The 26,869-nt window shown below is 57.3% G+C and carries 24 protein-coding genes and 1 pseudogene; 17 read left to right on the forward strand and 8 right to left on the reverse strand.

From position 1 onward, the window contains the following. Nucleotides 1-9 precede the first annotated feature (9 nt). From ACR0AZ_RS20390 to ACR0AZ_RS20405, 4 genes are all read right to left on the reverse strand, one after another. The gene (locus tag ACR0AZ_RS20390; protein ID WP_480472052.1) at nt 10-1,197 is read right to left on the reverse strand and encodes a 2-aminoethylphosphonate--pyruvate transaminase; all 1,188 of its coding nucleotides are present in this window, start codon (nt 1,195-1,197) and stop codon (nt 10-12) included. 207 nt (nt 1,198-1,404) lie between these two features. Next, nucleotides 1,405-3,093, reverse strand: coding sequence for a Na/Pi cotransporter family protein (locus ACR0AZ_RS20395; RefSeq protein ID WP_480472053.1), 1,689 nt, complete (start codon nt 3,091-3,093; stop codon nt 1,405-1,407). 85 nt (nt 3,094-3,178) lie between these two features. Next, complete coding sequence (locus tag ACR0AZ_RS20400; protein ID WP_480668145.1) at nt 3,179-3,955, reverse strand: DeoR/GlpR family DNA-binding transcription regulator; 777 nt, start codon at nt 3,953-3,955, stop codon at nt 3,179-3,181. Between the two features lie 181 nt (nt 3,956-4,136). Next, a complete protein-coding gene (locus ACR0AZ_RS20405) occupies nt 4,137-5,087 on the reverse strand; it encodes a GlxA family transcriptional regulator (RefSeq protein WP_480472055.1) in 951 nt (316 codons plus the stop codon). A gap of 234 nt (nt 5,088-5,321) precedes the next feature. Here ACR0AZ_RS20405 and ACR0AZ_RS20410 point away from each other — a divergent pair, with 234 nt between their 5' ends. The 5 genes from ACR0AZ_RS20410 (at nt 5,322) to ACR0AZ_RS20430 (ending at nt 11,692) form a co-directional block, all read left to right on the forward strand. Next, nucleotides 5,322-6,032, forward strand: a complete 711-nt coding sequence (locus ACR0AZ_RS20410) for a GntR family transcriptional regulator (protein WP_480668146.1) — start codon at nt 5,322-5,324, stop codon at nt 6,030-6,032. A gap of 8 nt (nt 6,033-6,040) precedes the next feature. Continuing rightward, nucleotides 6,041-6,958, forward strand: a complete 918-nt coding sequence (locus ACR0AZ_RS20415; RefSeq protein WP_480472057.1) for a dihydrodipicolinate synthase family protein — start codon at nt 6,041-6,043, stop codon at nt 6,956-6,958. Nucleotides 6,959-6,963: 5 nt separating this feature from the next. After that, nucleotides 6,964-8,460 carry an aldehyde dehydrogenase gene (locus tag ACR0AZ_RS20420; protein WP_480472058.1) on the forward strand — a complete coding sequence of 499 codons (1,497 nt, stop codon included), beginning with the start codon at nt 6,964-6,966 and terminating at the stop codon, nt 8,458-8,460. Then, nucleotides 8,457-9,797 carry an NAD(P)/FAD-dependent oxidoreductase gene (locus ACR0AZ_RS20425; protein ID WP_480472059.1) on the forward strand — a complete coding sequence of 447 codons (1,341 nt, stop codon included), beginning with the start codon at nt 8,457-8,459 and terminating at the stop codon, nt 9,795-9,797. Before ACR0AZ_RS20420 ends, ACR0AZ_RS20425 begins: the two co-directional genes overlap by 4 nt. Before the next feature lie 68 nt (nt 9,798-9,865). Then, nucleotides 9,866-11,692, forward strand: a complete 1,827-nt coding sequence (locus ACR0AZ_RS20430; RefSeq protein ID WP_480472060.1) for a BCCT family transporter — start codon at nt 9,866-9,868, stop codon at nt 11,690-11,692. Nucleotides 11,693-11,813: 121 nt separating this feature from the next. Here the strand turns inward: ACR0AZ_RS20430 and ACR0AZ_RS20435 are convergent, their stop codons facing one another. Continuing rightward, entirely contained in the window at nt 11,814-13,367 is a 1,554-nt protein-coding gene (locus ACR0AZ_RS20435) for a trimethylamine methyltransferase family protein (RefSeq protein WP_480668147.1), read from the reverse strand. A 368-nt stretch (nt 13,368-13,735) separates the two neighbouring features. Here ACR0AZ_RS20435 and ACR0AZ_RS20440 point away from each other — a divergent pair, with 368 nt between their 5' ends. The 3 genes from ACR0AZ_RS20440 to ACR0AZ_RS20450 all read left to right on the forward strand — a co-directional run bounded on the left by ACR0AZ_RS20440 (nt 13,736) and on the right by ACR0AZ_RS20450 (nt 16,072). After that, nucleotides 13,736-14,035: a DUF2218 domain-containing protein gene (locus ACR0AZ_RS20440; protein WP_480472062.1), complete on the forward strand. Its 300-nt coding sequence runs from the start codon at nt 13,736-13,738 to the stop codon at nt 14,033-14,035. Between the two features lie 12 nt (nt 14,036-14,047). After that, on the forward strand, nt 14,048-15,106 hold the full coding sequence (locus ACR0AZ_RS20445; protein ID WP_480668148.1) for a DUF3500 domain-containing protein: 1,059 nt from the start codon (nt 14,048-14,050) through the stop codon (nt 15,104-15,106). 423 nt (nt 15,107-15,529) lie between these two features. Beyond that, nucleotides 15,530-16,072: a cytochrome b gene (locus tag ACR0AZ_RS20450; RefSeq protein ID WP_480668149.1), complete on the forward strand. Its 543-nt coding sequence runs from the start codon at nt 15,530-15,532 to the stop codon at nt 16,070-16,072. Nucleotides 16,073-16,162: 90 nt separating this feature from the next. Here the strand turns inward: ACR0AZ_RS20450 and ACR0AZ_RS20455 are convergent, their stop codons facing one another. Beyond that, on the reverse strand, nt 16,163-17,068 hold the full coding sequence (locus tag ACR0AZ_RS20455; RefSeq protein ID WP_480668150.1) for a LysR family transcriptional regulator: 906 nt from the start codon (nt 17,066-17,068) through the stop codon (nt 16,163-16,165). Between the two features lie 97 nt (nt 17,069-17,165). Between ACR0AZ_RS20455 and ACR0AZ_RS20460 the strand changes: the two are divergent. The 3 genes and pseudogenes from ACR0AZ_RS20460 to ACR0AZ_RS20470 form a co-directional block, all read left to right on the forward strand. Next, nucleotides 17,166-17,339: pseudogene (locus ACR0AZ_RS20460) on the forward strand (putative quinol monooxygenase); the annotation flags it as partial. A 151-nt stretch (nt 17,340-17,490) separates the two neighbouring features. Next, nucleotides 17,491-18,039: a thioredoxin family protein gene (locus ACR0AZ_RS20465; RefSeq protein ID WP_480472066.1), complete on the forward strand. Its 549-nt coding sequence runs from the start codon at nt 17,491-17,493 to the stop codon at nt 18,037-18,039. Between the two features lie 3 nt (nt 18,040-18,042). Next, a complete protein-coding gene (locus tag ACR0AZ_RS20470; RefSeq protein WP_480472067.1) occupies nt 18,043-18,420 on the forward strand; it encodes a VOC family protein in 378 nt (125 codons plus the stop codon). 117 nt (nt 18,421-18,537) lie between these two features. Here the strand turns inward: ACR0AZ_RS20470 and ACR0AZ_RS20475 are convergent, their stop codons facing one another. Further along, nucleotides 18,538-19,194: a GntR family transcriptional regulator gene (locus ACR0AZ_RS20475; RefSeq protein ID WP_480472068.1), complete on the reverse strand. Its 657-nt coding sequence runs from the start codon at nt 19,192-19,194 to the stop codon at nt 18,538-18,540. 136 nt (nt 19,195-19,330) lie between these two features. Here ACR0AZ_RS20475 and dctP point away from each other — a divergent pair, with 136 nt between their 5' ends. The 6 genes from dctP to ACR0AZ_RS20505 all read left to right on the forward strand — a co-directional run bounded on the left by dctP (nt 19,331) and on the right by ACR0AZ_RS20505 (nt 25,581). Further along, the gene (gene dctP, locus ACR0AZ_RS20480) at nt 19,331-20,317 is read left to right on the forward strand and encodes a TRAP transporter substrate-binding protein DctP (protein ID WP_480472069.1); all 987 of its coding nucleotides are present in this window, start codon (nt 19,331-19,333) and stop codon (nt 20,315-20,317) included. 102 nt (nt 20,318-20,419) lie between these two features. Further along, nucleotides 20,420-20,962, forward strand: a complete 543-nt coding sequence (locus ACR0AZ_RS20485) for a TRAP transporter small permease (protein WP_480472070.1) — start codon at nt 20,420-20,422, stop codon at nt 20,960-20,962. Between the two features lie 5 nt (nt 20,963-20,967). After that, on the forward strand, nt 20,968-22,284 hold the full coding sequence (locus tag ACR0AZ_RS20490; protein ID WP_480472071.1) for a TRAP transporter large permease: 1,317 nt from the start codon (nt 20,968-20,970) through the stop codon (nt 22,282-22,284). Next, complete coding sequence (locus ACR0AZ_RS20495; protein WP_480472072.1) at nt 22,281-23,537, forward strand: malonyl-CoA decarboxylase; 1,257 nt, start codon at nt 22,281-22,283, stop codon at nt 23,535-23,537. The genes ACR0AZ_RS20490 and ACR0AZ_RS20495 overlap by 4 nt, the downstream gene beginning before the upstream one ends. A 5-nt stretch (nt 23,538-23,542) precedes the next feature. Continuing rightward, nucleotides 23,543-25,057 (forward strand): malonate--CoA ligase, encoded by a 1,515-nt coding sequence (locus tag ACR0AZ_RS20500; RefSeq protein ID WP_480472073.1) that lies wholly within the window; start codon nt 23,543-23,545, stop codon nt 25,055-25,057. Between the two features lie 116 nt (nt 25,058-25,173). Further along, entirely contained in the window at nt 25,174-25,581 is a 408-nt protein-coding gene (locus ACR0AZ_RS20505; protein ID WP_480472074.1) for a universal stress protein, read from the forward strand. Between the two features lie 177 nt (nt 25,582-25,758). On the opposite strand, the gene ACR0AZ_RS20510 is transcribed toward ACR0AZ_RS20505, so the two are convergent. Continuing rightward, nucleotides 25,759-26,568 carry a PhzF family phenazine biosynthesis protein gene (locus ACR0AZ_RS20510; RefSeq protein WP_480668152.1) on the reverse strand — a complete coding sequence of 270 codons (810 nt, stop codon included), beginning with the start codon at nt 26,566-26,568 and terminating at the stop codon, nt 25,759-25,761. Between the last annotated feature and the right edge of the window lie 301 nt (nt 26,569-26,869).

Below are 26,869 nucleotides of genomic sequence, written 5' to 3' on the forward strand. Positions count from 1 at the left end.
TTTGTCTTTTCAGGCGGCCAGTTTGGCGCGTTCTTCCAGTGCCCGTGCCGGAGGCGCCGCGCTCGCGACCCCCATCTCGGCCAGGCTGTCCTTGGCGGCGGCCACAACCTGCCGCATCACATGTTCATCCATTTGCCCGATGCAGCCGACGCGGAAACTGTCCACAACCGTCAGCTTGCCGGGATAGATGATAAAGCCTTTGTCCTTCATCAGCTCATAAAAGCGGTCAAAGACGAAGTTCTCGTCCGCAGGGCAGAAGAACGTCACGATGATCGGGCTCAGCCAGCGGTTCTGCAGCAAGGTCTCGAAGCCCAGCTCGCGCATGCCCGCGACCATTACATCGCGGTTGTGAGCATAGCGTGCGCCACGGCCTGCAACACCGCCTTCGGCCTCATGCGCGCGCAGCGCTTCAAGGAAGGCCGCAACCACATGGGTCGGCGGCGTGAACCGCCACTGGCCGGTCTTTTCCATATGCGCCCATTGCGCGTGCACATCCAGAGACAGCGAGTGGCTGTTGCCGTTGGCCGCCTCAAGTTCATCCTTGCGGGCGATAATGAAGCCAAAGCCTGGCACGCCCTCGATGCATTTATTGGCGGAGGAAACCATCGCTTCATACCGAATCTCAGACGGCATGAGTTCAATCGCGCCAAAGGCCGACATCGAGTCGATTAGCAGCTTGCGCCCTGCCCCGTAGACGGCTTCCGAAATCTCCTCGACCGGGTTCAGAATACCCGATGAGGTCTCGCAATGGATCGCAACTACATGGGTGATCGCAGGATCCTGGGCCAGAATCTCGGCCACTTCCGACCCTCGCGGCGGCAAGTAATCGCCTTTGTCCAGCACCACATGATCGCGTCCCAGATAGGCCAGCGTCTGCGCCGAACGCTGACCATAAGCCCCGTTCGCCAGTACCAGCGCCTTGCCATCCCGCGGAATGAACGCCGCCAACATCGCCTCAACCGCAAAGCTGCCCGAGCCTTGCATCGGAACGCAGTCAAACTCTTCGGCACCCTCGCCCAGCAACGCCAGCAACCGGCTGCGCATCTCGCGCGTCATCGCGCGGAAATCTTCGTCCCAGCTGCCCCAGTCCTGCAGCATCGCCTGTTTCACCGGATAAGATGTCGTCAAAGGCCCCGGCGTCAGAAGATAAGCTTCACCCAAACGGGGTGCTTCAATCTTCCGGTCACTTCTGTTCATCCTTCACCTCCGATACCGCGTTGTGATCAACCCTTTGCAATCCGGAGGCCCATATGTAAAATCGATAATATCAATCTTATCATAGGATTTATTTATAGATGTCGAGCGGCCGCAAAAAAGCCGCCCCGCAAATGCGCGACGTGGACCAAAATGTGGGCAAAGCAGCGCCGATATACGACCGAAAATCTTGCGAAACGCAGGTGGCTCTCAGGTCTCCGCTTCGCGTTCTCGTTGCGACAAGGTTTCAATCAACCGCGTTTCCAGCAACTGGCCATTCGAATACAGAATCGGTGTCGAGATCGCTGCGATATGACTGTTGAACTCGCGCAATGCGCGCAGGGTCTCGAGATGCACATCGCTGGTTTCAAAGCTGTCGATCATACCGTTCTGCAACCTGCGGAAATGCCGCTTGCGACTGTCACGCTCGGCCCGTTTGATCTCTGTCTTTTCGAGATTTAGCAGACGCGCGCTCTCAAGGTCTTCCGAGAGGATCACGTTCGTTGCCAGTTTGAGATTCGCAAGGATTTTTTCGTGCATCTCCTGCAGTTCCGCCCAGCCTTCCGGCGAGAACTGCTTACCGCTCTCGCGCAACTCCGATGCCAGCACGGTCAGTCGTTTGGCCACAACGTCCCCTGCCGTTTCAAGACGCACCGCGTATTCCAGCACGTCGCGGGCAACATCCGCATGCCGGGAGTCCATGTTCTCGGACGGCAGTGAGGCCACGAAGGTGCGAATATCCGTCAGGCACTGGTTCACATCCAGATCGATATCCTGAATGGCCTTGATCTGTTCTTCATCGCCAGATCGGTAAAGGCCAAGCAAGGGGCTGAACATCATCTGCACCAAATCAGCCATGCGCAGAAGCTCACGCTTGAGCGCCGAGACGGCCAGTGTCGGCGTTTCAACCAAGCCGGGATCCAACGCGCTGACCGGGCGCGCCAGCGGATCGGCCTGACTGTTTGGCGCAGCATCGGGGAAGAGGCGTTCGAACGGAAGTTGTAGCAACGTGCAGAACGGCAGCGACAGGATCAGCAAAGAGGCATTGAACATAAGATGCGCGTTCACCAGCATCTGACCTTGGTAATCGCCACTTACCAACCCGGAACGCAAAGCCAGATTTGCAGCAAACAGACAGAGCACCGCCCAAACCCCGCGCAACGCCAGATTGGCAAAGGGGATGCGACGGGCGCGCGCCTCCATACCACGGGTCAGCCAGACAGGTATCAGCGCACTGCCCATATTCGCCCCCAGAACAAGGGACAGACCGGCGGAAAATGGCAACGCACCGATTTGCACCAATGTGACACACATCAGGATTGCCGCCACCGAGCTGTGCATGACAAATGCCAGAGCACCGCCGACAAGAAATGCAGTCACGTAATCACGCACCAGATAGTCGGCGATTGCAGGCAGGAAGGCGCTGTCACGGATCGGATCCATTGCCTCGCGCAGGAACCGCAGCGAGATCAGGATAAAGGCAATCCCCATCAGAATGCGCCCGATCTGGCGCGGCTTCTTGCGTTCGGTCTTGACGAACAGCCAGCCGCCTACTGCCAGCAATAGCGGAACCAACCAATCCAGTCGGAACGACAGAATCTGGATCACAAGTGCCGAGCCCAGATCCGCGCCCAGCACAACAGCCAGACCGGCGGGAAAGGCCAGATATCCACCGGCGGCAAAGCCCGAGGCCAGCAGCGCAACCGCCGCCGACGATTGCAGCACTACCGCCAACAGCAGGCCGGTAAGGCTCGAACCCACCATGCTTTCATTCCGCGTCAGCACCCGCTGAAACGACGCGCCATAGCTGCGCTCGATCCCGGTGCGGACCATACGAACCGCAAACAGCAAGAGCATTGTGGCACCGGCCAGTTGCGTCAAGAATACTAAAATTGCCATTCTGCGCGATCTTTCTGCCGGTTTGAAATGCGGGCTTTTTGGTCTGCTCCGTATTTCCTAATTTCTGATAAAGAGGTCAGTGACATCAGGCGGCCACCTCAACTTCGATCTGCCAATGCTCCAGCCTGGCGGACAGCTTCTTTCCCGGCTCAGCATCGATCACGAGTTTCGAAATCAGCCGTGGATCAAGCCCTTGATGTGGGGCGAGAGCCCCGAGTTTCTGATGAACCATCGCCATGATCGTCATCTCGGCACGCTCCGCGACGACGGCAGCAAGCTCAGCTTCCGTCGGGTCGAGATACATGAAGCCCGCCTTGGCGCTCAAGGCATCCGCGCTGAGGATAGCAAAATCATAAAGATACCGTCTGGCCTGACTTTCCGCGACGAAGCCGAACGCGCCCAGACTGTCACGATGCATCTCGCCGCCCAGCAGAAACACGCGGTTGCCCTGACGCGCAAGCAGCGTGTGCGCCACGTTCGAGGAATTAGTGACTACCCTGAGGCTACTTTTGCCTCGCAATGCTTCGGCCACGAAGGCCGTGGTGCTTCCAACATCCAAAAACAGAAATGCGCCATCGGGAACCAGATCTGCGATTGCTTCAGCAATCCTGCGCTTTTCGTTGATATGCGCACCCAGTCGCTGGAAGTAATTAGTATCATGCTGCGCCCCGGTCAGGCGCGCGGCACCGTGGGCGCGCGAAATCAGACCACGCTTGGAGAGCGACTTGACCGTACGCCGGATCGTTTCTTCCGAAACATCAAGAAAACTCGCCAACTCGGCGTTGCGCGCATCGCCTCCGAGGCTACGTAAGGCTTCTAGCAATTGCATCTCTCGCGGCGTGAGAGAGAACTGGTCCGTCATCTAATTATTCCATCCTTGAAGGACGGGTGTAACAAAATAGCTAAAGAAGTCCACATAATTGTTGGATTATGACAAAAATACCCACATAAACACAGGCTAAGAATTCGTATCCTGACCAGAGTCAGGCGTCAAACCCGCAAATCGCAGGATTCACCTGCTGTTTTGTGGGCATAGCAGCATTTCAATCAATCTTGTTTTTCTGCATCTGTGGCGTGATGCCGAAATTGGCGCGGTACACCCGCGAGAAATGCCCGGGGTTCTCAAATCCACAAGCGATCGCGACATCCGTGACAGAAGCCTCAGTCTGCAGCAGCAACTTCCGAGCTCGATCCAGTCGCATCTCCATGAAATACTTCTTCGGCGACGCATTCAGGAATTTTCCGAATAGTCGCTCAAGTTGGCGTGTGGAGATCCCAAGTTCTGACGCAATCTCAGTCGGAGAAATCGGGGCTTCGAGGTTCCGCTCCATGATCTGGATCGCCTTTGCCAGATGAGCGTTGCGCATCCCGTTACGCGACTGCAATGAAACGCGCTGCTCAGCGGTTGAATTGCGAACGGCATTATACACCATCTGATCCGACACCGAGACCGCCAGGTCATGGCCGTGATCCTGCTCGATTAGATGCAGCATCAGGTCAGCAGTCGCTGTCCCCCCCGACGCGCTGATGTATTTGCCATCCGCCGTGAACACGCTGCGCACCAGATTCACTTCGGGGAAAGCTTCCATGAAACTGTCATGATATTCCCAGTGGATCGCAGCCTCTGACCCATCCAGAAAACCCGCCTCGGCCAATAGCCAGGAACCCGAACACAACGCCCCGATAGGAGTTCCCAACGCCCGTTCACGCCGTAGCGCGCCCAATAAAGGGCGGGTCACGTGGTTGCGCATGTTAATGCCGGACAGAACAAACAGCCGATCACATTTCGGGATGTGCGAGATTCCCCCATCCACAATCGTCACGATGCCGTTGGAGCAGGTTACCCTTTCTCCATCCTCGGACAAGATCGACCACTTATATAGCTCTTCGCCCTGAACCAGATTGGCGATCCGCAGGGGCTCGACCGCGCAGGAAAAGGCCAGATGAGAGAACTCCTCGATCAGCAAGAACGTAAAATGCTGGGTTTTGGACATGGTGACCTTCGTATCAGAATTCCAGCAGACAGCAAAAATATCTGTCCTCTGGTTTGAGTGAGCCTTGGGGTTGGCGATTGTCGGCGAACGCACATCCCAATCTGTCGCTTAGCCCGTTCGGAAGAAATTGCATACTCCTATTTTTTTCATTGTACTCAAATTGTATTTTCTTGTAAGGCTGCGCAATCGACCTCGCACACAAGAGACTCGGAGCCACGAAATGGAGCAGTTTTGATGAAAGATGCAGCCCGGCGCCGGAAGTCGGAACTCTATGAACACCTCAAGACCGAAATCCTGACTCTGGCCATGAGCCCCGGTGCGGATCTGGACGAAGCGACATTGTCGGATGAGTTTCAGATATCACGCACGCCGTTGCGCGAGGTGTTCCGGCAGCTTGCAGGCGAAGGCTATGTGGAGCTGCGGGAAAATCGGGGCGCGCGAGTCTCTGGCATGTCCTATACCACTCTGCGAGATTTTTTTCTAGCGGCACCGATGATCTACGGCGCCATCCTGCAGCTGGCCGCCAAGAACGCAAAACCCGCCCAATTAGATGAGTTAAAGCAAGCGCAAGACATATTCAAAACGGCGCTGCGATCCGGTTCGGGTGCGGATCGGGCGATGGCGAACAACCGGTTCCATGAGGTTACCGGAGATATGGCGGATAACATCTATCTGTTGCCATCCTTCAAACGGCTGTTGATCGACCACGCCCGGATCGGCATGACCTTCTACCGTCCGCAAGATGCGACGATGGTTGAAGATCTCTCTGAAGCCAGCTCCCAGCATGACGCCATCATCACCGCCATCGAGGCAGGTGATGAGGCGGCTGCTGCGCAGCTGGCCATCGATCACTGGAATCTCTCGCGCGACCAGATCGAGCTGTTCGTCACGCCCACCGGGCTTGACCTGCCGCTGGGGACAGTGGCGCGCAAAAACCCTGCATGAGGATGTAAATGACTCCCCTGTTCAAGTTTGAAGGGATCTACACCCCGGTGGTGACCCCTTATCATGAAGATGGCAGCGTCAATTGGGATGCCCTGTCTGATGTGATCGAATACCTGATCGAAAACGGCGTGCACGGCCTGATCTCAGGCGGATCGACCGGCGAAAATTATTCCCAGACCGTGGCCGAGCGGCTGGAGCTGGCCAAGTTCACCCATCAGCGTTTGCAGGGTCGTCTACCGCTGGTCGTAGGGACCGGCGCGATGATGACACCGGATTCGATCGCTCTGGCCGCTGGCGCGCGCGAGATTGGCGCGGATGCGATCCTGCTCGCCAGCCCGGCCTATTCGGTGCCCACCGATCGGGAAAACGCGCTGAACGCGCTGGCCATCGACAAGGCCGCTGATCTACCGGTGATGCTGTACAACTATCCACACCGCACCGGCACCATGATGGGCGAAGAGTTTCTGGATCGCGTCGGCCGCAGCCGCAATTTCTGCGGCATCAAGGAAAGCTCAGGCGATATCAATCGGGTGCATCTGCTGGCACGCGACTATCCACATATCCAGCTGGGCTGCGGCATGGACGATCAGGCGCTGGAATTTTTCGCCTGGGGCGCGCCCTTCTGGGTCTGTGGTGGGTCGAACTTCCTGCCTGCCGAACACGTGGCGCTCTACAATGCCTGTGTGGTCGAGGGCAATTTCGACAAAGGCCGCCGCATCATGTCAGCGATGCTGCCGCTGATGCACGTGCTGGAACAGGGTGGCAAGTTCATCCAGACCATCAAACATGGCGTCACCATGAACGGGATCGATGCAGGCGTCATGCGCCCACCGCTGCGCGGGTTGAACAAGGATGACAAACGCGCGCTGGAACAGGTCACGCGTGTGTTGAAACGCAAAATCGCCGACATCGTGGCAGAAGGATAATAGACATGAATCTGCTGACTCAGGACGAATACAAATCCATTGCCGCGGGTCTGGACCTGCCTACCGGCGCTTTCATCGATGGCAGCTTCCGCCCGGCGATGTCCGGCAAAACCTTTACAACCGTCAATCCGGCCACAGGCGACAAACTGGCCGAGATTGCCGCCTGCGATGCCGCAGACGTGGATTTTGCGGTCGAAAAGGCGCGCGAATCCTTTGACGATGGCCGCTGGTCGAAACTGCACCCGTCCGAGCGCAAGGATGTGCTGATCCGCCTGTGCAAACTGATGACCCGCAACGCGCGCGAGCTTGCGATGATGGAAAGCATCGACAGCGGCAAAACCATCTATGACTGTGAGACCGTGGATGTACCCGAGACCATCCACTGCCTGAAATGGCACGCCGAAGCGATCGACAAAATCTACGATCAGGTCTCGCCCGCCTCCGATGATCATATCGCAATGGTCATCCGCGAGCCCATTGGCGTCGTAGGGTTGGTGCTACCATGGAACTTCCCGCTGTTGATGCTGGCGTGGAAGATCGGCCCGGCCCTGGCTGCGGGCTGCTCGCTGGTTGTCAAACCGGCGGCAGAAACCACCCTGACTGCGCTGCGTGTGGCAGAGTTGGCGATGGAGGCTGGTATCCCGGCCGGCGTTCTCAACATCGTGCCAGGCGGAGGGGCGGATGTCGGAGAACCGATTGGCCGTCACATGGGTATCGACATGGTCTCGTTCACCGGCTCGACCGTGACAGGCAAGCGCTTTCTGACCTACTCGGCGGAGTCGAATGCCAAAGAGGTTGTGCTTGAGATGGGCGGCAAGAACCCTGCCATCGTGATGGACGATGCCGAGAACCTGGACCGCGTGGCCCAGCATCTGGTCAATGGCGCATTCTGGAACATGGGTGAGAATTGCTCGGCCAGTTCGCGCCTGATCGTACACAAAGACGTGAAAGGCGAATTGCTGGACCGAATCGCACATCACGCCAAGCAGTGGAATATCGGCGACCCGTTGAACCCGGAAACCCGCATGGGCGCGCTGGTGTCCGAAGGACATTACAACAAGGTGTGCGGCTATCTGGATCAGGCCGAAAACGTCGTGATCGGTGGCAAGGCTGATAACGGCTTTGTTGAGGCCACAGTTGTCGAAGTCTCTGATAACAATGCCGTCCTTGCGCGCGAGGAAATTTTTGGCCCGGTGTTGTCGGTTATCGAAGTGTCCGGGTTTGATGAGGCAATCTCGGTTGCCAATGACACCGAATACGGGCTCTGCGCATCGATCTTCACCGCCAATGCAAAACGCGCGATCCGCGGCGCCCGTGCATTGCGCGCTGGCACCGTAACAGTGAACAGTTTTGGCGAAGGCGACATCTCGACGCCGTTTGGAGGCTTCAAACAGTCGGGTTTTGGCGGACGTGACAACTCGGTTCACGCCCATGATCAGTATACCCAGTTGAAAACCATCTGGATTGATCTTGCCGATGACGCAGACGAGGCTGTGAATTGACACGCTACACTGCACATACCCTACCGGTCCAACGAGGGCCTGCCGCCTGGAGTGTCATTCTGGGCGACCAGGTCCCTGCGGCAGTGCTGGATGACGATCAAAGCGCCGACTTCGCAATCATCGGTGCAGGATATGCTGGCCTATCCGCAGCCCGGCGCATTCTGCAGTTGCAACCCAATGCCCGTGTCGTGGTAATCGAGGCCGGGCGCGTAGCAGAGGGAGCTGCAGGAAGAAACTCGGGCTTCATGATCGACCTGCCGCATGATCTGGCCTCGGACGACTACTCCGGCGGTGGTGATGATCAAAAAACGATCGCATTGAACCGGCAGGCCATAAGCTTTGCCCGGTCGGCGGTGGAAGAATACCAGATCGATCCGAATTTCTTTGATCCCTCTGGCAAGGTGAATGGGGCTGCCACTGAAAAAGCCGAGGCCCACAACAAAAGTTACGCTGAGCATCTCGCCTCGCTGGGTGAGGAGAGTCAGGTGCTGGACCCGCAGCAGATGTTCGAACTGACCGGCTCGCGCCATTACGTTTCCGGGCTTTACACGTCTGGTACAGTGATGCTGCAACCCGCTGGTTACATCCGAGGGATGGCAGACGGGCTTGTCGGACAAGGCGTGCGCATCTTCGAAAACAGTCCCGTTACCGGTTTTGCCCGCAAGGGTGAAGGCTGGCAGGTAATGACCCAAAAAGGCGCGGTGACTGCTCCGAAAGTCATACTGACCGTCAATGGTCATCTGGAAAGCTTCGGGATCGAGCGCAACCGACTGATGCAGTTGTTCCTGTTTGCCGCGATGACACCCGAGCTGGATGATGACGCACTTCGCAAACTGGGTGGGCAGAACCGTTGGGGCGTGACCCCGTCTGACCCGATGGGCACGACAGTGCGCCGCATAGACACCGGTCAGGGCGGCAACCGGATTATCACCCGCACCTGCGCAGCGCTGCGTCCCAGAATGGCGGCCTCCGCAAGCGACTTGCGCCGGGCTGGCAGAGTCATGCAACGCAAATTCGACCAGCGCTTTCCGCAACTAGCGGGCTATCAGATGGAATATCAATGGGCCGGTCACCTTTGCCTGAGCCTGAACAGCGTCTCTGTGGCGCGGGAAATCGATACCGGTGTCTATTCGGGCTGCGTGCAGAATGGGCTGGGCACAGCGCGCGGCACATTGACAGGCATCGCTGCCGCCGAGATGGCCTGCGGCCATCAATCCGAAATTTCACGACATTTCAACGCCGAGGCTGCGCCCAAACAGCTGCCTCCGCAACCGTTCCGCGAGATTGGAGCGAACCTGATCCTGAGATGGAAGGAATGGAAAGCAACCGACGAATAAACCGATTTGCGATCATGCCAATAAGAACAGCCAGTGAATGGCGGGAAACTCGACACGGGAGGAATTAGATGTCGATAAAGGACCCTTTTACGGATTTGGAGATAAAGACGGCGGATGCCGGATTTTATGAGAATTACAGCGTTCCGATTGCGCTTATCAGTAAGGCGATCATGGTTGCGCTGGTGCTGTGGGCTTTGGTGTTTCCGGCCAATGCGAACGGCACGCTGGGCAGCTGGAACGGCAAGCTTCTGGAAAGCTTCAACGGCTTCTACGTCATCATCGTCGGGCTGTTCTTCTTCTTTCTGGCCATAGTGGCCATCATTCCGGGCACCGGCAAACGCGTCATGGGCACACCGGGCGAAAAGCCCGAGTTCTCGAACTTTTCGTGGTTTTCGATGATGTTCGGGGCCGGTCTGGGCGTCGGCCTGATGGTCTTTGCCACAGCCGAGCCTTTGGGCCTTTGGGGCTCGAACCCGGTGGTGGTGTCGGAAGATGTGGCCGGCAACACGCCCGAGGCGCTGCAGTCGGCCTATCGCTTCACCTTCCTGCATTATGGCTTCCATGCTTGGGCGATCTACGTGGTGACTGGCCTGTCGCTGGCCTACTACGCCTATACCCGCGACATGCCGCTGACCATCCGCTCGGCCCTGACGCCGCTGTTCGGCAAGCTGATGAACGGCTTTCTGGGCCATGTGGTTGACGTGCTGGGTGTTGTTGCAACGATCCTGGGTGTTTCCGTCACCATTGGTTACGGCGTCAGCCAGTTCATCGACGGTGTCTATGCCATCACCGGCATGGAATGGGTGATGGATCTGGGTGGTGAAGTGCCAACCCCGTCCAAAGTGGGTCTGATCACGGGTCTGGTTGTCATCATGTGCCTGTCGATCATTTCGGCGGTATCGGGTGTTGGCCGGGGTGTGAAATACCTGTCGAACCTGAACCTGGTTCTGTCGATCATCCTGCTGGGCACCTTCGTTGTGTTCGGCTCGTTCGTCTTCGCCATGACCACTTATGGCACGGCAATGGTCGACTATATCCTGCACTTCATCTCGCTGAGCTTCGGTGCCTATGGTCCGCTCTCGGCCGAAGCCTTCGCGGCAGCTCTGCCTGCCGAGGCACAAGCCCACGCGGATGCCCTGATGGGCGGTGCAACCAATGCCTGGGGCAGCTTTGACGGCTTCAAGAGCGGTCTGGAAGGGGCAGCGGCGGAACTGGATGAGGCCACACTGGCCGCAGCCTATGCCGCAGGCGAGCAAGGTCGTCAATTCGGCTGGCAAGCCGGCTGGACCACCTTCTACTGGGCTTGGTGGATTGCGTTCTCGCCGTTTGTGGGCCTGTTCCTGGCACGCATCTCGAAGGGACGTACCGTGCGTGAGTTCATCCTTGGCTGCGTCTTCGCACCTGCGCTGGTCTGCTTTGCATGGATGACCGTTCTGGGCGGAACGGCGATTGACCTTGAGCTGGCAGGCGCGGCCGAGGGCGCGATCATCGGCGCATCGAACACCAACAAGCTGTTCGTGACGCTGTCCTACATGATCGACGGTGGCCTGCTGTCGATGCTGAACGTGATGTGCGTGATCCTGATCATGACCTTCCTGGTGACCTCTGCGGACTCAGGTATTCTGGTGATGAATACGATCATGTCAGGCGGCAGCCAGGAGACGGGCATCAAGCACCGTATCATCTGGGGTGTGATCCTGACGGCAGTCATTGGTGCGCTGATCCTGGCAGCGGGTGAAAACAACCCGATGGACGCATTGCGCAACGCGATGATCATCGGTGCGTTGCCATTCACCATGGTAATGGGCCTGATGTGCATCTCGCTGTGCAAAGCGCTCTACCGTGACGGTCTGCGTGACAAGCACGAAGGCACCGCTACACAGGCTGCTGAATAAGCCACAGCGCTCAAATCCAAACCAAGAACGCCGCCCAATTCGGGCGGCGTTTCGCGTTTGAGAACTCAAAAAAGAAGCCGTCTCAAAAGAAAGACGGGCCAGTTCGGGGAGTGTATCCGGCTCAGTAAGACTGGTTCAATTCATCCGCCGCCGGTATCTCACGTTCACGACGCGCGATATAATCCAGCAGCGCTTCATTCTTGGCATCGTCCAGCTTGGGTTCCTGATACTCGGCCAGCAGCTTGCGCGCATGTTTGAGAGCGCGCTCGGTGATCTCGATGCTGCCCTCGGCCTGCCATTGCTCGATCGAATTGTTGTCGAAGAGCTCAGGCATGAAGAAAGCCTGCTGGAAGTTCTCCTGCGTGTGCGGATGGCCCAGATAGTGACCTCCGGGGCCTACATCAGGAACCGCTGCGACAGCTTGATCGAAGTCGGCCCATTTGGGGCCTTCCGCCATGCGATAAGCCATTGCGCATTGTTCGGCATCGACGATGAACTTCGCGACCGAGCAATGCATCCCGGCCTCATTCCAGCCCGCCGAATGCCAGATATAGTTTGCTCCAGCGTGGATCACGGCGCTCAAGGTGGTAGCGGATTCGTACCCGGCCTGCGCGTCAAAGGTCTTGGCCCCGCCCAGCGTGTTCGAGGTCCGCCATGGCACGCCATAGTATCGCGCCATCTGGCCGATCATGAAATTCATGAGGCTGATCTCAGGCGTACCTGCCATCGGTGCACCGGACTTCATCGAGACCGTGGATAGGTAATGCCCGTAGATCGCGGGCGCCCCCTTGCGGATGACCTGAGTATAGGCCAGCGCGCTTAACGCTTCGGCGTTCAACTGCGCCACTGTGGCCGGTACACTGGCGGGTGTGTTGGCACCGCCCAACACGAAAGGCGAACACAGCACCGGCTGCTTACGGCGGCAGAACGCGCGCATCGCGCCCAGCATGGTTTCGTCCCACACCAGCGGGGAGTTTCCGTTACAGTTACCCGTGGTGACAGGGTGATCCTCAAGATAATCCTCACCGAACAGGATCGCGCACATCTCCATCACATCCTCGGCGTTCTTGGGCGATGTCGTCATGCCCATGAACGTCTTGTCCGAGTGCTTCATGGACGAATAGGTGATCCGCAAATGCCGCTGGCTGATCGGGTGATCATATGGCTCGACGATATGGTGTGCCGAAGAATGCAGCGCGGGCATCATATGTGCCAGCTTATGGAACATCGCCAGATCGTCCAGCGTCGGGTTACGGCGCACATCATCCAGATCGCGCAGGAACGGCGCGCCGGTCATCGGCACAAAGATTGAGTGATTTCCACCCAGCCGCACATTCTTATTCGGGTCGCGCGCGTGGTAGGTGAAATCCGAAGGGATCGTGGCGATCAATTCGCGCACCAAGCCCCGATCGAGGAAGACAAGCTCGCCCTCGACCTTTGCGCCCGCCTTCTTCCAGTCTTCCAGTGCAATCGGATCACGGAACTGGACGCCAACATTCTCCAATATATCCATCGAGGCCGCGTCGATCCGTTCGACATGCGCCTGATCCATCACCTCGCACAGCGGTATGCCGCGCGTCAGGCCCGGAAGCATGTCAAACTTGGGTGCGGTGCGGATGGCGCGGCGGGCCAACCGCCCACCAGACCGGGAACGAGTTACCGTTTCTGTCGTCATCAGGTTTCTCCAGCAGTTTCCACGATCCTTTCAGTTTTGACGACGGCTCACTTGACGATTCCCGAAACCCGCTTGCAGGAAACGACATGATCGGACTTTGAACGCTATCGACCAAATTCGCTTCGACCGCAGCCGCTGTTTAAGACCTCCAGAATGGGCACAGGCGCTCTTTCAGGGTGCCTAAACTTCCAACAAATCGCGCGCTGAAGCTGGATAAAGGTGGTCTGGTCAGCAGCCACTATGGAATAAACCTTCGGATACGGATATCCATTCATTCAATTCATCGAAGAAAGAAATCTGACAAAACGAACTAATCCAGCAAATATGGCGTTGCTATATCCGCTTCAGTACAAAGCGGAGATTGCCGGATGCCAGTGTCATCAAAAACCATGCTCTCAACCCCGAAGGCCGACGGGTATGTCGAACAGCTTTCCAAACATTTTGGCCACAAGATCAATGTTGAACGACAAACAGATGAGGTCGTGTTCCACTTTTCAGCTGGCACGGCGCGGGCACAGGCCGAGGGTGACATTCTGCGGTTGAGCGCCCAAGCCGAGACCTTTGAACAGTTGCAGAAGTTGCAAGAAATCCTTGGCTCTCATTTAGAGCGGTTCGCCTTTCGCGAGGATTTGCGCGTGATTTGGCCCGAAGCTACGGACATTGAATAAAGGATAATGACGATGAGAGCTTTGACGATAACCGCAGCGTTGTTCCTCGCCACGACCGCGTTCGCACATGAAGCCCCAACTCATGAACATGCGCAGATCTTCCCGATCCCAGCCTACGCGCAGCCTTACGGACCGGCATCGGGCGTCGCAGCCCTTGAGGCGGCCCAGACGTTTCTGGCCAGCATCGACGATGGCGCGAAGGCTCAGTTCATGTTTGATATGGGCAGCCCCAACCGCGCGCAATGGTCCAACCTGCCTGCGGGGATCGTTGAGCGGACGGGTATCTCGGTCGGCGAACTCTCGGACGAGCAGCGCGCGTTGCTGTTTGAATTCCTGGCGTCATCGCTGGGCGAGGACGGCTATCAGAGCGTGGTCGAGGCGTTGGCCGCTGAGACGTTCCTGAGTGCGGACAAGCGCGCCAAACAGCTGCAATGGGCACCAGAGAATTACTGGCTGTCTTTCTTCGGCATACCCTCAACCGACGGATCATGGGGATGGCAGTTCGGCGGGCATCATCTTGCCCTGAACATCTCGATCGAAAGCAACCGGATCGAAACCATGTCGCCCACGTTTGTCGGCACCGAACCGGCAATATTTACAGTCAACGGAGTTGACTATCAGGCTGTGCGCGACATGCACCTGTCCGGGTACGCAGTCTTTTCTGCTCTGAACGCAGCACAACAGACCGCTGCAGATGCGGGCACAATCCCCGAGGATGTGCTGACCGGACCGGGGCAGGATGGCACCATTCCGTCGGTGATCGGCTTGTCTGCCGCGGATATGGATACCGGGCAGCGAGAGCTATTGCTGGCTGCCATCAAGGAATGGGTTGCGATTCAGCCGGATGAAAACGCCATCCCGCGCATGGCCGAACTGTCTGATGGATTGGAAGACATCTCATTTGCCTGGTCGGGAACCGATGAGGTCAACACACCCACATATATGCGCATCCAAGGCCCGACGTTGATCATCGAGATGCTGTCGACCGGCGGCAATGTAGGCAGCAGCGCCGTGGGTTCGGGGCACTACCACACAATCTATCGCAACCCGACCAAAGAGTACGGCCAATAAACTCTCGCAACGCATAAGCCCATCAAGTCGAAATAATCATGATCGAAGACCGTCAATCTAGAACTCTGAAGCCGCCAAATAAATCACTGGGGTGAAGTCGAGTCATCGCCACATCAGGGCGGTCGAAACAGCGAGGATGATTTCAGCGCTTGCCTGCGCATTGCGCGTGTAGGTGTGTCAACGTCGCCGGATTGCACCTGGTCGCGAGAGGCTGGGTGTTCTCCACCAGTCCTGCACCGAAAGCTCCCAGCTATGCCCAGATACCAGCCGACTTCAGTGCCGCGACAGAAGACCGTGCTGGCCTGCTGCTCAACGACAATCGATCCGTTGAGCAAAATCTAAGGCGAACAGGTTTATTTCGCCGGAACCGCCCGGCTTGACCGTTTAGTCCTCAACGCTTGGCACATCACAAAGGAACGAGCCATGTCTACCACACCTCTGACCCGCACCGAGATCTCTCTGCACTGGATCATCGGGCTGGGTATGATCGCGGTCATTGCCATGGGTCTGTACCTGACCCGCACGGAACAGTTCGCCCTGTACGGTCTTCACAAATCCCTCGGCATGCTCCTTTTTGTCTTCATTCTATGGCGTGCGGTTCTGCGTCTGCGCATGGGATGGCCACAAGAGGTCAACTCTGACACCCGTATGGGACACGGTCTGGCGCGGGTGGTTCATTGGGTGCTGATCCTGGGCACGATCGCGATGCCGTTGTCGGGTATGCTGGATGCTTATATGTCCGGTCGCGGGCTGACACTCTTTGGTCTGGATCTGGTGGCGGCCAACCTTGGCGACACCGGGCGACCAATTGCCATCAATGAAAGCCTGGCAGAGCTTGGTGAGCTCATCCACATTCTAGCCGCCAAGATCGTTATCGCTGCAATCCTTCTGCACGTCGTCGGAGCGATCAAGCACCACATCATCAACAAGGACGGTACCCTGAGGCGGATGCTGGGAGCACGTTAAGCAAATTTTCTGCGCCCGGTTCGCACGGCCTGCTATCCGTGTGAACCGGTTTTCAGGGATAACATCTGACAATTTGAACTGGCTTCGGTCTCAGTCAATGTGCTGCTCCACGGAACGGCGCACAGCTTTCTCAAGATGATCCGCAAAGGCTCGCACACGCCGTGGCTGGGTTCGACTAGGTGGGAAGAGCATCTGCAGCGGCGTCGGTGATGGCGCGTAAGATGGCAGGATTTCTACTAGGTCTCCATTATCAATGTCGGCGCTGACATCCAGCGCAGATTTCAGGATGATCCCGCGCCCCTCCAACCCCCACTGCCGAACCAACGCGCCATCATTGGCGACGCGATCACCTCTGACGGTAACGACCTGCTGCTCAGAACCGTGCCCAAAGCGCCATTGATTATCGAGATGGGTACCAAATCGCATCACGAGGCAGTTATGCGTGCTCAAGTCCGATGGCGCGCTTGGGGTTCCCTGCCGCTCCAGATAGTTCGGTGCAGCACAGACCAGCCGCCGAAACTCACCCAGACTACGTCTTCGCAATGTGCTGTCACCGATCTCGCCGAAGCGCAAAGCAATGTCGATACCTTCACCCACCACGTCGACATAGCCATCCGAAAGCGACAGTTCGATCGAAATATCCGGATGCTCTGTCAGAAAATTCCCGATTGCCTTTGACACAATCGAGCGCCCCAGGTCATTGGGCGCGGACACTCGGATAGGTCCGCTGAGCGTTTGTGCACCCATACGGATACGCGCATCAAGCTCGTCAACGGATTCCAATACTTCGCGCGCACCTTCGACCAGTGCGCGGCCTTCTTCCGTCAAGCGGACGGAACGGGTCGTCCGGTTCAGCAGTACGACGCCGTAGTGTGCTTCGAGGGCTGCCAGTCGCTCGGACACTGTGGTTGCGGACAATCCCGCCTCGCGCGCGGCTGCGGTGAGTGAACCTTTTTCGACGATCTGCAGAAATAGAGCGATGTTCTTCAGAAGCATTATGCGGAATTTCCGGATTATCTATCCGATCAATACCCGTTTATCCGGCAGAGGCAACGGGATAAGTACTCCTCAGTACCGATTGAGGATAAATAACATGGCAAAACTAACCATCGTGGCCAACATCAAGGCCAACCCGGATCAGATCGAACTGGTGAAGGCTGAGCTGATCAAACTGATCGACATCACTCGCGCCGAAGAGGGATGTATCAATTACGACCTGCATCAGGATAACGACAATCCAGCGCATTTCCTGTTTTATGAGAACTGGGAATCGCGCGAATTGTGGCAAACCCATATGAATAATCAGCATCTGAAGGACTATATGGCCGCCACCGAAGGTGCGGTTGCGGAATTCACGCTGAACGAAATGACCTCGGTCGGCTGAACGCCACCCAGGCTCATCACAAAGGAAGGCGATCATGCTGTTGGACACCCCGATCTGCGACTTTGGCTGGAAGGCGCCGGACTTCACGCTAAAAACTCCGGCTGGCGTGCCGGTCAAGATGTCTGACCATCTGGGGAACGGCTTGCTGATCGCTTTCATTTGCAATCATTGTCCATACGTCAAAGCCATCGCTGCCCGGCTTGCAAGTGATGCGGATTACCTTATGTCCAAAGGCATTGGCGTTTTGGCGGTGATGTCCAACAATTATCAGGATTACCCTGAAGACGCGCCGCCCCGGATGGAGGAATTTGCACGTCGCAACGGTTTCGCCTTTCCCTATCTCGTTGATGAGGACCAGTCTGTGGGTCGAGCGTATAACGCAGTCTGCACGCCGGATTTTTTCGGACTGAACGCCAATGGTGAGCTGCAATATCGCGGTCGACTGGATGATGCACACATGGGAGCGACCGATAATCGAACTCCGGAACTGGTCAACGCCATGCTCCAAATCTCAGAAACCGGTCAGGGACCACGCGAGCAGATCACCTCGATGGGTTGCTCGATCAAATGGTCGCGCAGGTAAGACATGCCAATCGAGACTCTGAATCATGTGAACCTGCGGACTACGCGTCTGAGCCAGATGATCGAATGGTACCAACACGTATTGGGATTGAGGGTCGGTGAACGGCCGAATTTTCCGTTTCCGGGCGCATGGCTCTATGCCGGCGACACCGCTTACGTGCACTTAGTGGGGGTTGAGACCGAAGCGGTGGGTTCGGAAACAAGCCTGAAGCTTGAGCATTTCGCGTTCTCCGCAAACGGGCGCGCAACGTTCGAGGACAAGCTGCAACAGTTGGACGTCACGTATCGGCGCACGGATTTGGCTGCAGCAAATATTGTGCAACTGAATGTCTGGGATCCTGATGGCAATCACATTCATATCGACTTCGCCATGGATGAATAAGTGATAGCCAGTTAAGTCGCCCCTCACCCAACCAATATACAAAGCCGTCTGCTTATACCGCTAGACATCCCAGCCTCAAGGTGGCCCTGGGCACCGCCGCGCACTGCGCGAATGACGTTATTCGGATGTGTTCTTCAAAGAGGCCATGAGGTTGTGGAACTTCTCGCCCTGCACGGCGACGTGGGTGCGCAATGCATTCGCCGTTTCCTCTGGATCTCCTTTGTCGAGCGCATTCACGATATCCTCGTGTTCGGACATCGACTGCTCCATACGTCCACGGAACCGCAGCTGTTGCCGCCGGAAGGGTTTCAACCTTCTATGCAACTTCGACGCCTCTTGCTCCAGAAACGAGTTGCCGGACTGATTGTATATGATTCGATGAAACCGCTCGTTTTCGAGGTAGTAGGTATCCGGGTCCCCGGCATCCACCGCCATCTGGCACTTGTTGTTTGCGTCGGACAAATCCTCCAAAGCCTTGTCCGATATGCGCAGAGCAGCAAGGCGTCCGCAAACAGCTTCAAGCTCAGCCATGACCTCAAACATCTCCATCAGCTCCACCGGGCCGGGCTGTCGGACAAAAGCGCCACGGCGCGGGATGAGGTCAACCAACCCCGACAGGGCAAGCCTTTGAAATGCTTCTCGAAGTGGTGTGCGTGAAACGCCGAATTGATCAGCCAGGCGAACTTCGTCCAGACGATCTCCGGCTGGGAAAGTGCCGTCAAAGATCAGCTCTTCCAGGTCTTGGGCAATGGTATCCGCAAGGCGTTGGTCCATGGCTTATTGTTTTATTCACAAATTAACGAGAACTCAAGAATTCAATTCTTGTATACAAAATACTTGACTAAAAAAACATAAGCCCCCTATGATTTCCAGTATCCCCGGTCAGCCCGGGTTTCACAGGGAGGAAAAAATGAAAGCCATTCTCAAAACCGCCGTTGCCGCGATGGCGCTTGCATCTGCCGGTACGCTGGCCAGTGCAAAAGAACTACGTCTGTCGCATCAGTGGTCGAACAAAGACATCCGCCATCAGGTGGCGCAGATGGTCGCCGATGAGGTCGCCGCTGCCGATGTCGACCTGGACATCAAGATCTTCGGCTCGAAATCGCTGTTCAAACCGCGCGAGCAGTACAAGCCGCTCAGCCGGGGTCAGCTGGATATGACGGTTCTGCCGCTCAGCTATGCCGGTGGCCAGCAGCCCGCCTATAACCTGACGCTGATGCCGGGTCTGGTGAAGAACCACGATCACGCAGCCCGCCTGGCGGATTCCCCCTTCATGGACGCGCTTGAGGCCAAGATGGCCGACGATGATGTAATGGTTCTGGTACACGGCTATCTGGCTGGTGGCTTCGCCGGTAAGGACAAATGCATCACCAACCCCGAGGATGTGGCGGGTCTGCAAACTCGCGCGGCTGGTAAGTCGTTCGAGCAAATGCTGGCAGGTGCAGATGCTTCGATCGCATCCATGGCATCGTCGGAAATCTATAACGCGATGCAAACCGGCGTTCTGCAGGCAGCCAACACCTCGTCTTCGTCCTTCGTCAGCTATCGCATCTACGAGCAGGTCGCGTGCTACACCCCTGCGGGCGATGTGGCCCTGTGGTTCATGTATCAGCCGCTGCTGATGAACAAATCGACCTTTGATGGTCTGAACGAAGAACAGCAGGCCGCCCTGCTGGCTGCTTCGGAAAAAGCACAGGCCTTCTATCTGGAAGAAGCCAAGAAACAGGACGCAAACTCGGCCAAGGTCTTTGAAGAGGCTGGTGTCGAAATTGCCGAGATGAGCCCGGAAGACTTCGAAGCCTGGCGCGCCCTGGCACAAGAGACGTCCTACAAAGCCTTCGTAGAAGAGGTTCCTGATGGGCAGGACCTGCTGGACAAGGCTCTGGCGGTCGAGTGACCCCCTCTCACCGGGCGGCCCCGCCGCCGCCCGGCCCCTGATCTCAGTTCTGATCTTCTCTGATCTTCAGACTTAATTGCATCTCAATCACAGGAGGCGCAAATGGCCGGTCATAGCTCTGCCGTTGCTTCCCACACAGGGAACAATCCCTTCCTTCGCTTCGTCGCCGCACTTTCAACTCTGGCGGGCTGGTGTTCCGCAGGAATGATCGTCGCTGCTGTCGCTATCACTTGCCAGATGATCGTCGTGCGCTTCGTGCTGAATCAATCGACCATCTGGCAAACCGAAGCGGTCATCTATCTGGTCATCGCGGCCACGCTGGTCGGGCTGCCTTATGTGCAGCGCCTGCGCGGGCATGTGAATGTCGACCTGATCCCAATCTCACTGGCACCGCGTGCGCGCTTCTTCATGGCGATCCTGACTTCGGTTCTGTCCATCGCCATCGTCTCAGTCATGCTGTTCTACGGCTACGAGTATTGGCACTTCGCATGGGAGCGCGGATGGAAATCCGACACCGTTTGGGGCGTTCGCCTGTGGATCCCCTACCTCGCCATCCCAGTTGGCTTTGGTCTGCTGTTGTTGCAACTGATCGCCGATCTCGTCGCCGTCCTGCTTGGCATCGATAAACCATTTGGTCTGGAGTAAAGCCGATGGATCCCCTTCTGCTCGGCGCTATTGTCGCCATCGCCACCATCCTTGTTCTTTTCTCGGGCGTGTCCGTGGCCATCGGCCTGCTGATCGTCTCGGCTGGGTTCCTAATCGTCTTTGACGGACCGCGCTCGCTGGAACTGATGCCGGAAATCCTGTTCGGCAAACTCGATAACTTCGCCCTTCTGTCTATCCCGATGTTCATCATCATGGGGGCCTCAATCGCCTCTACCAGAGCTGGAGCGGATTTGTACGAAGCGCTGGAACGCTGGCTGACCCGTGTTCCCGGCGGTCTGGTCGTATCAAACCTCGGTGCCTGTGCCCTATTTGCGGCTATGTCCGGTTCGTCACCCGCGACCTGTGCCGCCATCGGCAAGATGGGTATCCCGGAGATGCGCAAACGTGGCTATCCTGACGGCGTCGCCGCCGGTTCGATCGCTGCAGGCGGTACTCTGGGAATCCTGATCCCGCCATCGGTCACCATGATCGTTTACGGTATTGCCACCGAAACCTCGATTGGCCGTCTGTTTCTGGCCGGTGTGATCCCGGGCCTTATGCTGGTGGGTCTGTTCATGGCCTGGTCGCTGTATTCGACCTGGAAATCCGGTGACGCGACCCGTCTGGGTTCGGGCAGCTACACCTGGGCCGAACGGTTCGAGATTCTGCCGCGCGTGCTGCCCTTCCTCGGCATCATTCTGGGTGTGCTTTACGCCATGTATGGCGGTATCGCCACCCCGTCGGAAACGGCTGCTGTCGGTGCCCTGCTCTGCCTGCTGATCGCGATGATTATCTACAAGCTGTGGAACCCCAAGGACATCTGGGTCGTGCTGCGCGACAGCACCAAGGAAAGCGTGATGATCCTGTTCATCATCGCCGCTGCCGGTGTGTTCTCTTACATGCTCAGCTCGCTGTTCATCACACAGGCGATTGCCGAATGGATCGGTACGCTGGACGTGAACCGTTGGGTTCTGATGGGTGCGGTCAACGTGTTCCTACTGATCGCCGGGTTCTTCCTGCCACCCGTGGCTGTGATCCTGATGGCGGCACCGATCCTGCTGCCGATCATCACCACCGCCGGCTTTGACCCGATCTGGTTCGCGGTTGTGCTGACCATCAACATGGAAATTGGCCTGATCTCACCCCCGGTTGGTCTGAACCTTTATGTAATCAACGGCATTGCGCCCGACATCTCGCTGAAGACCATCCTGACCGGTTCGTTGCCCTTCGTGGCCTGTATGGTGATCGCAATCATCCTGCTCTGCCTGTTCCCCGGTCTAGCCACCTGGCTGCCCGACGTGATCATGGGAGCAGCGGTATGACCCTGCTGGCGGATCTTCTATCCACCGTGTTCGAGCGGCGTTACCGCCGCGACAGCGCGGTGGCCCCGGATGGCCGCCCGCTGACCGAACTGGCCGACGCGCTGGTTGGGTCAGCAGGGGAAACCTCGGGGCTGGCTCTGGCCGAGGAAATCCTGACACGGTTCGATACGCTGAGCGATGACGACAAGCTGGAGTTCTTCCGCTATCTCGCCACCGCCATGAATATCGACCCCGAGGCGGTGCGTTCGTCACTGGACGAGTACGAGCGCAACCCCTCGAAGGCCAGCTATCGCACCTTTGCCGCTGCCGTCGAACCGGCGCGGCAAGAGATGATCCGCCGCCTGAACCGAGTACCCGGTGCCACCGGGGCGCTGGTACAGATGCGGGCCGACCTGCTACGGTTGGGCGGCAAGGAGCCCGAGTTGCAGGCGCTTGATCTGGATTTCCGGCACCTGTTCGCCAGCTGGTTCAACCGCGGCTTTCTGGTGCTGCGCCCGATCAACTGGGAGAGCCCGGCGCATATCCTTGAAAAGATCATCGCATATGAAGCGGTGCATGCTATCGACAGCTGGGACGACCTGCGCCGCAGGCTTGAACCCACGGATCGGCGCTGCTTTGCCTTCTTCCACCCCTCGATGCCGGACGAGCCGCTGATCTTTGTCGAAGTGGCGCTGAACAGCGGCATTCCGGGTTCGGTTCAGGCTTTGCTTGCCGAAGACCGCGATCCGTTGCCTGAAGATCAGGCCGATACGGCGGTGTTCTATTCGATCTCCAACTGTCAGGCGGGGCTCGCTAGCATCTCTTTCGGCAACTCGCTGATTAAACAGGTGGCCTCGGACCTGTCGGCTGAGTTGGCGGGGCTTAAGACTTTCGTCACACTCTCGCCAATTCCGGGGCTGACCAAATGGTTGTCGCAGGAAAGCATCGATTGGAACATCGAAGAGCCCGATCAGATGAAGGCGCTGGCCGCACATTACCTGCTGAGCGCCAAAGGCCGCGGCGATCTGCCGTTTGATCCGGTAGCACGGTTCCATCTTGGCAATGGCGCGCTGGTCCATGCGGTCCATGCCGATGCCGATGTTTCGGACAAAGGCCGGGCGCAGTCTGGCGGGACAATGGTCAACTATCTTTATGACCTTGGCCGTGTGGCCCAGAACCACGAGCAGTTCGCCAATACCCGCGAGGTCATCGCCTCTCCCGAGGCCAAATCGCTTGCCGCGTCAGCCTCTCTCACCACGACACAGGAAAGGTAACCCTTATGGCCAATCCTCTCTATGACGGTTTGTTCGGCGCTCATGCCGGTAAAGACACAGCCTTTTTGCAGCTGCTCGACGGAACGACCATCACCCATCAGGACTTTTTGAGCACCGCCGCACAGATCGCCCATGTGGCAACGCAGCTGGGGCTGAAACCCGGCGACCGGGTTGCGGCGCAGATCGAGAAATCGCCCGAAGCGCTGGCGCTATATGCTGCCTGTGCGCAAGCAGGTCTTGTATTCCTGCCGCTCAACACCGCCTACACGGTGGATGAACTGACCTATTTCATCGAAAACAGTGGCGCCTCGCTGATCGTTTGTGACAGCCGCAGCGAAGAGAAACTCGCCCCGGTTGGTGCGCAGCTTGACGCGAAGGTGGAAACCCTGAACGCTGATGGCAGCGGCAGCCTGATGGAGCAGGCAGCCGCCATGCCTGCCAGCTTTGAGACCGTTGACCGTGACGGCGATGATCTGGCCGCGTTCCTCTATACCTCGGGGACCACGGGCCGGTCGAAGGGTGCAATGCTGACCCAGAATAACCTGTTGTCGAATGCGCAGGCGCTGGTCAAGGAATGGCGCTTCACATCCGACGACGTGCTGCTGCACGCGCTGCCGATCTTTCACACTCACGGACTATTCGTGGCCACCAATGTCACGCTGGCCGCGGGCAGCAGCATCGTTTTCATGCCCAAATTCGATCTGGATGAGATCATCGGACGGATGCCGGAAGCCACGACCATGATGGGCGTGCCGACCTTCTACACCCGTCTGCTGGATGATGATCGTTTCACCAAGGATCTGGCCGCACATATGCGCCTGTTTGTTTCGGGCTCGGCCCCGTTGCTGGCCGAAACTCATGTGCAGTTTGAAGAACGTACCGGTCATCGCATCCTGGAACGCTATGGCATGACCGAAACCAATATGAACACTTCAAACCCTTATGACGGTGACCGCCGCGCAGGCACCGTAGGCTTTCCCTTGCCCGGGGTCGAACTGCAGATCTGTGATTCAGATGGCAATCCGCTGCCGCAGGGCGAGATCGGCGAGATCGAGGTGCGCGGGCCCAACGTGTTCAAGGGCTACTGGCAGATGCCGGAGAAAACCGCCGCCGAACTGCGCGAGAATGGGTTCTTCATCACCGGCGATCTGGGTCGCATCGACGATGATGGGTATGTCCATATCGTTGGTCGCAACAAAGACCTGATCATCTCGGGCGGATACAACATCTATCCCAAGGAAATTGAGCTGGTTCTGGATGATCAGCCCGGCGTTATGGAAAGCGCGGTGGTTGGCGTGCCGCATCCTGACTTTGGCGAAACCGTTCTGGGTGTGATCGTGGCCGAGCCGGGCCAGTCCCCCGATCTGGATGCGATGATGGGTGCCGTTCGTGACAGCCTTGCGCGGTTCAAGCATCCTCGCAAACTGATCCTGCTGGATGAGTTGCCCCGCAACACCATGGGCAAAGTTCAAAAGAACGTCCTGCGTGACCAGTACAAAGACATGTTTGTGGCCGCCTGACATGACCTTCCCCGACCATGCAGCCACTCTCCTCGAATATGCTGCAGGTCAAACTTCAACGGCCAGCGTACGCAATCTTTGCGTGCACTGGTCGTTGCATTTTTCGGAGTTGATCAATGTATCGAAATATTCTCGTGCCCGTTTCCTTTGACGCAGATCGCGACGTCGCGCAGTCTATCCAGGTTGCACGGGCCCTTTGGCAAAGTGATGGCAGTTTGACATTGCTGCATGTTGTCGAACATCTGCCGCAATACACCAGCGACTTGCTGCCCGAGAACCACTTTGAAATTGCCAAAACGGCGATCAGCGACAAGCTGAAACCGCTGATCGGTGATATTCCGGGCGCCAAAGTTGAAGTGGTCGAAGGGCACGCAGGCCGCGGGATTTTAGACTATGCGGCGTCACATGAAACCGATTGCATAGTCATCGCAAGCCACCGCCCCGGCCTGCAGGATTACCTTCTGGGTTCGACCGCCGCACGCGTGGTACGTCACGCTCCGTGCTCGGTTCATGTGGTTCGATAACAGATATCTGAGGCATCCGTTGAAGCATATATCGACGGATGCCCGCACACCGTTATCTTGACTGGTCGAACCCATAGCGGACCAGCTTACGCGAGCGTTCGGTAATAAAAAGTTAGCCCACGGCAGGATGGCTGCGCACAGATGCATCCCGCAGTTAATCAAACTGCTTCAGCAGCTTCAGTGAATGAACAGGACACCTTCCAACGACACTGCAGCCGTTCCCTCAAGGAACACCCTGGGATCGTCGTATTCGCAAGAAATCACACCACTCCGCGCCGATAACTGACGCGCTAACAGTTGTTTTTTCTCTAATACTTCAGACCAATAAGGTGTCAGACAGCAATGCGACACGCCCGACACTGAATCCTCTGGCACTCCGTTCGCCGGGGCAAAAAACCGTGAAACGAAATCAAACTCTCCTGACCCTTGCGCGGATATGATGACTGCCGGCAATGGCAATTTTGCCAGAGCGGCGAAGTCCGGAGCACAGCTCAGAACGTCATCTTCGTTGTCAAAAACCGCCAGATAATGCTTTGCGGCCAGTAATTTCGCAGGCCTCTTCCCAAGTGCTTCGATCAGGCCCGAGGGGGCGTCGATCACCTCTGGCACAAGTGCGGGCATATCCAGTCGCAGTCCGGTTTCCCCGCGTCGAACAGTCATTTGGACAGAACTGGAATGAAAGGTGACCGCTTCCAACCCTACCCCGAGATTGGAAAACACCACATGAGCAGCGGCGAGCGTCGCGTGTCCGATCATATCGACCTCGCGCGTGGGGGTGAACCAGCGAATGTCGTATTCGGCAAGTGCGTCGCTGTTGTGTGCATTTGCTCTGGGAACAAAAAACACCGTTTCAGATTGGTTCAACTCGCTCGCGATGGATTGCATGACCGATGCGGGCAGCCATTCGTCAAGCGGGCACACACCCGCGGGGTTTCCTCTGAAGGGGCGGTCTGAAAAAGCGTCGACAATATAGGTCTGAAGTCTCATTTTCTATCTTTGTCCGATCTGTTGGATAACCCCGAAAGAGATCGGAGCGACCTATACGGATGGCCGCAACGGGCGCATAAGCAACCTCAACCGTCTATGTTCTCACGACACCCGGCGCGCCGAATAGGGCGCGCCGGGTTTCAGTCTTACAGCTGCGGCAGTTCGGTTGTTTAGCAGCGCCCTGCCATGACTGTGTCAGCCGCCAGTTGACTTATTTACTGAGCAGGATTTGTCGAGGGTAGTTTGTGATGTATTCGAATCCTGTTTCGGTGACGACGACGGAGTCGCCGATCCGGCCAGC

Source organism: Ruegeria sp. BE3, from assembly GCF_056538865.1.

Coding starts and splice junctions, on each gene's coding strand:
- ACR0AZ_RS20410 (WP_480668146.1), top strand. CDS start 5,322: ATGAAAGATGCAGCCCGGCGCCGGAAGTCGGAACTCTATGAACACCTC.
- ACR0AZ_RS20500 (WP_480472073.1), top strand. CDS start 23,543: ATGGCCAATCCTCTCTATGACGGTTTGTTCGGCGCTCATGCCGGTAAA.
- ACR0AZ_RS20440 (WP_480472062.1), top strand. CDS start 13,736: ATGCCAGTGTCATCAAAAACCATGCTCTCAACCCCGAAGGCCGACGGG.
- ACR0AZ_RS20475 (WP_480472068.1), bottom strand. CDS start 19,194: ATGGACCAACGCCTTGCGGATACCATTGCCCAAGACCTGGAAGAGCTG.
- ACR0AZ_RS20400 (WP_480668145.1), bottom strand. CDS start 3,955: ATGACGGACCAGTTCTCTCTCACGCCGCGAGAGATGCAATTGCTAGAA.
- ACR0AZ_RS20445 (WP_480668148.1), top strand. CDS start 14,048: ATGAGAGCTTTGACGATAACCGCAGCGTTGTTCCTCGCCACGACCGCG.
- ACR0AZ_RS20505 (WP_480472074.1), top strand. CDS start 25,174: ATGTATCGAAATATTCTCGTGCCCGTTTCCTTTGACGCAGATCGCGAC.
- ACR0AZ_RS20490 (WP_480472071.1), top strand. CDS start 20,968: ATGGATCCCCTTCTGCTCGGCGCTATTGTCGCCATCGCCACCATCCTT.
- dctP (WP_480472069.1), top strand. CDS start 19,331: ATGAAAGCCATTCTCAAAACCGCCGTTGCCGCGATGGCGCTTGCATCT.
- ACR0AZ_RS20485 (WP_480472070.1), top strand. CDS start 20,420: ATGGCCGGTCATAGCTCTGCCGTTGCTTCCCACACAGGGAACAATCCC.
- ACR0AZ_RS20450 (WP_480668149.1), top strand. CDS start 15,530: ATGTCTACCACACCTCTGACCCGCACCGAGATCTCTCTGCACTGGATC.
- ACR0AZ_RS20470 (WP_480472067.1), top strand. CDS start 18,043: ATGCCAATCGAGACTCTGAATCATGTGAACCTGCGGACTACGCGTCTG.
- ACR0AZ_RS20495 (WP_480472072.1), top strand. CDS start 22,281: ATGACCCTGCTGGCGGATCTTCTATCCACCGTGTTCGAGCGGCGTTAC.
- ACR0AZ_RS20415 (WP_480472057.1), top strand. CDS start 6,041: ATGACTCCCCTGTTCAAGTTTGAAGGGATCTACACCCCGGTGGTGACC.
- ACR0AZ_RS20455 (WP_480668150.1), bottom strand. CDS start 17,068: ATGCTTCTGAAGAACATCGCTCTATTTCTGCAGATCGTCGAAAAAGGT.
- ACR0AZ_RS20435 (WP_480668147.1), bottom strand. CDS start 13,367: ATGACGACAGAAACGGTAACTCGTTCCCGGTCTGGTGGGCGGTTGGCC.
- ACR0AZ_RS20465 (WP_480472066.1), top strand. CDS start 17,491: ATGCTGTTGGACACCCCGATCTGCGACTTTGGCTGGAAGGCGCCGGAC.
- ACR0AZ_RS20420 (WP_480472058.1), top strand. CDS start 6,964: ATGAATCTGCTGACTCAGGACGAATACAAATCCATTGCCGCGGGTCTG.
- ACR0AZ_RS20405 (WP_480472055.1), bottom strand. CDS start 5,087: ATGTCCAAAACCCAGCATTTTACGTTCTTGCTGATCGAGGAGTTCTCT.
- ACR0AZ_RS20390 (WP_480472052.1), bottom strand. CDS start 1,197: ATGAACAGAAGTGACCGGAAGATTGAAGCACCCCGTTTGGGTGAAGCT.
- ACR0AZ_RS20510 (WP_480668152.1), bottom strand. CDS start 26,568: ATGAGACTTCAGACCTATATTGTCGACGCTTTTTCAGACCGCCCCTTC.
- ACR0AZ_RS20395 (WP_480472053.1), bottom strand. CDS start 3,093: ATGGCAATTTTAGTATTCTTGACGCAACTGGCCGGTGCCACAATGCTC.
- ACR0AZ_RS20430 (WP_480472060.1), top strand. CDS start 9,866: ATGTCGATAAAGGACCCTTTTACGGATTTGGAGATAAAGACGGCGGAT.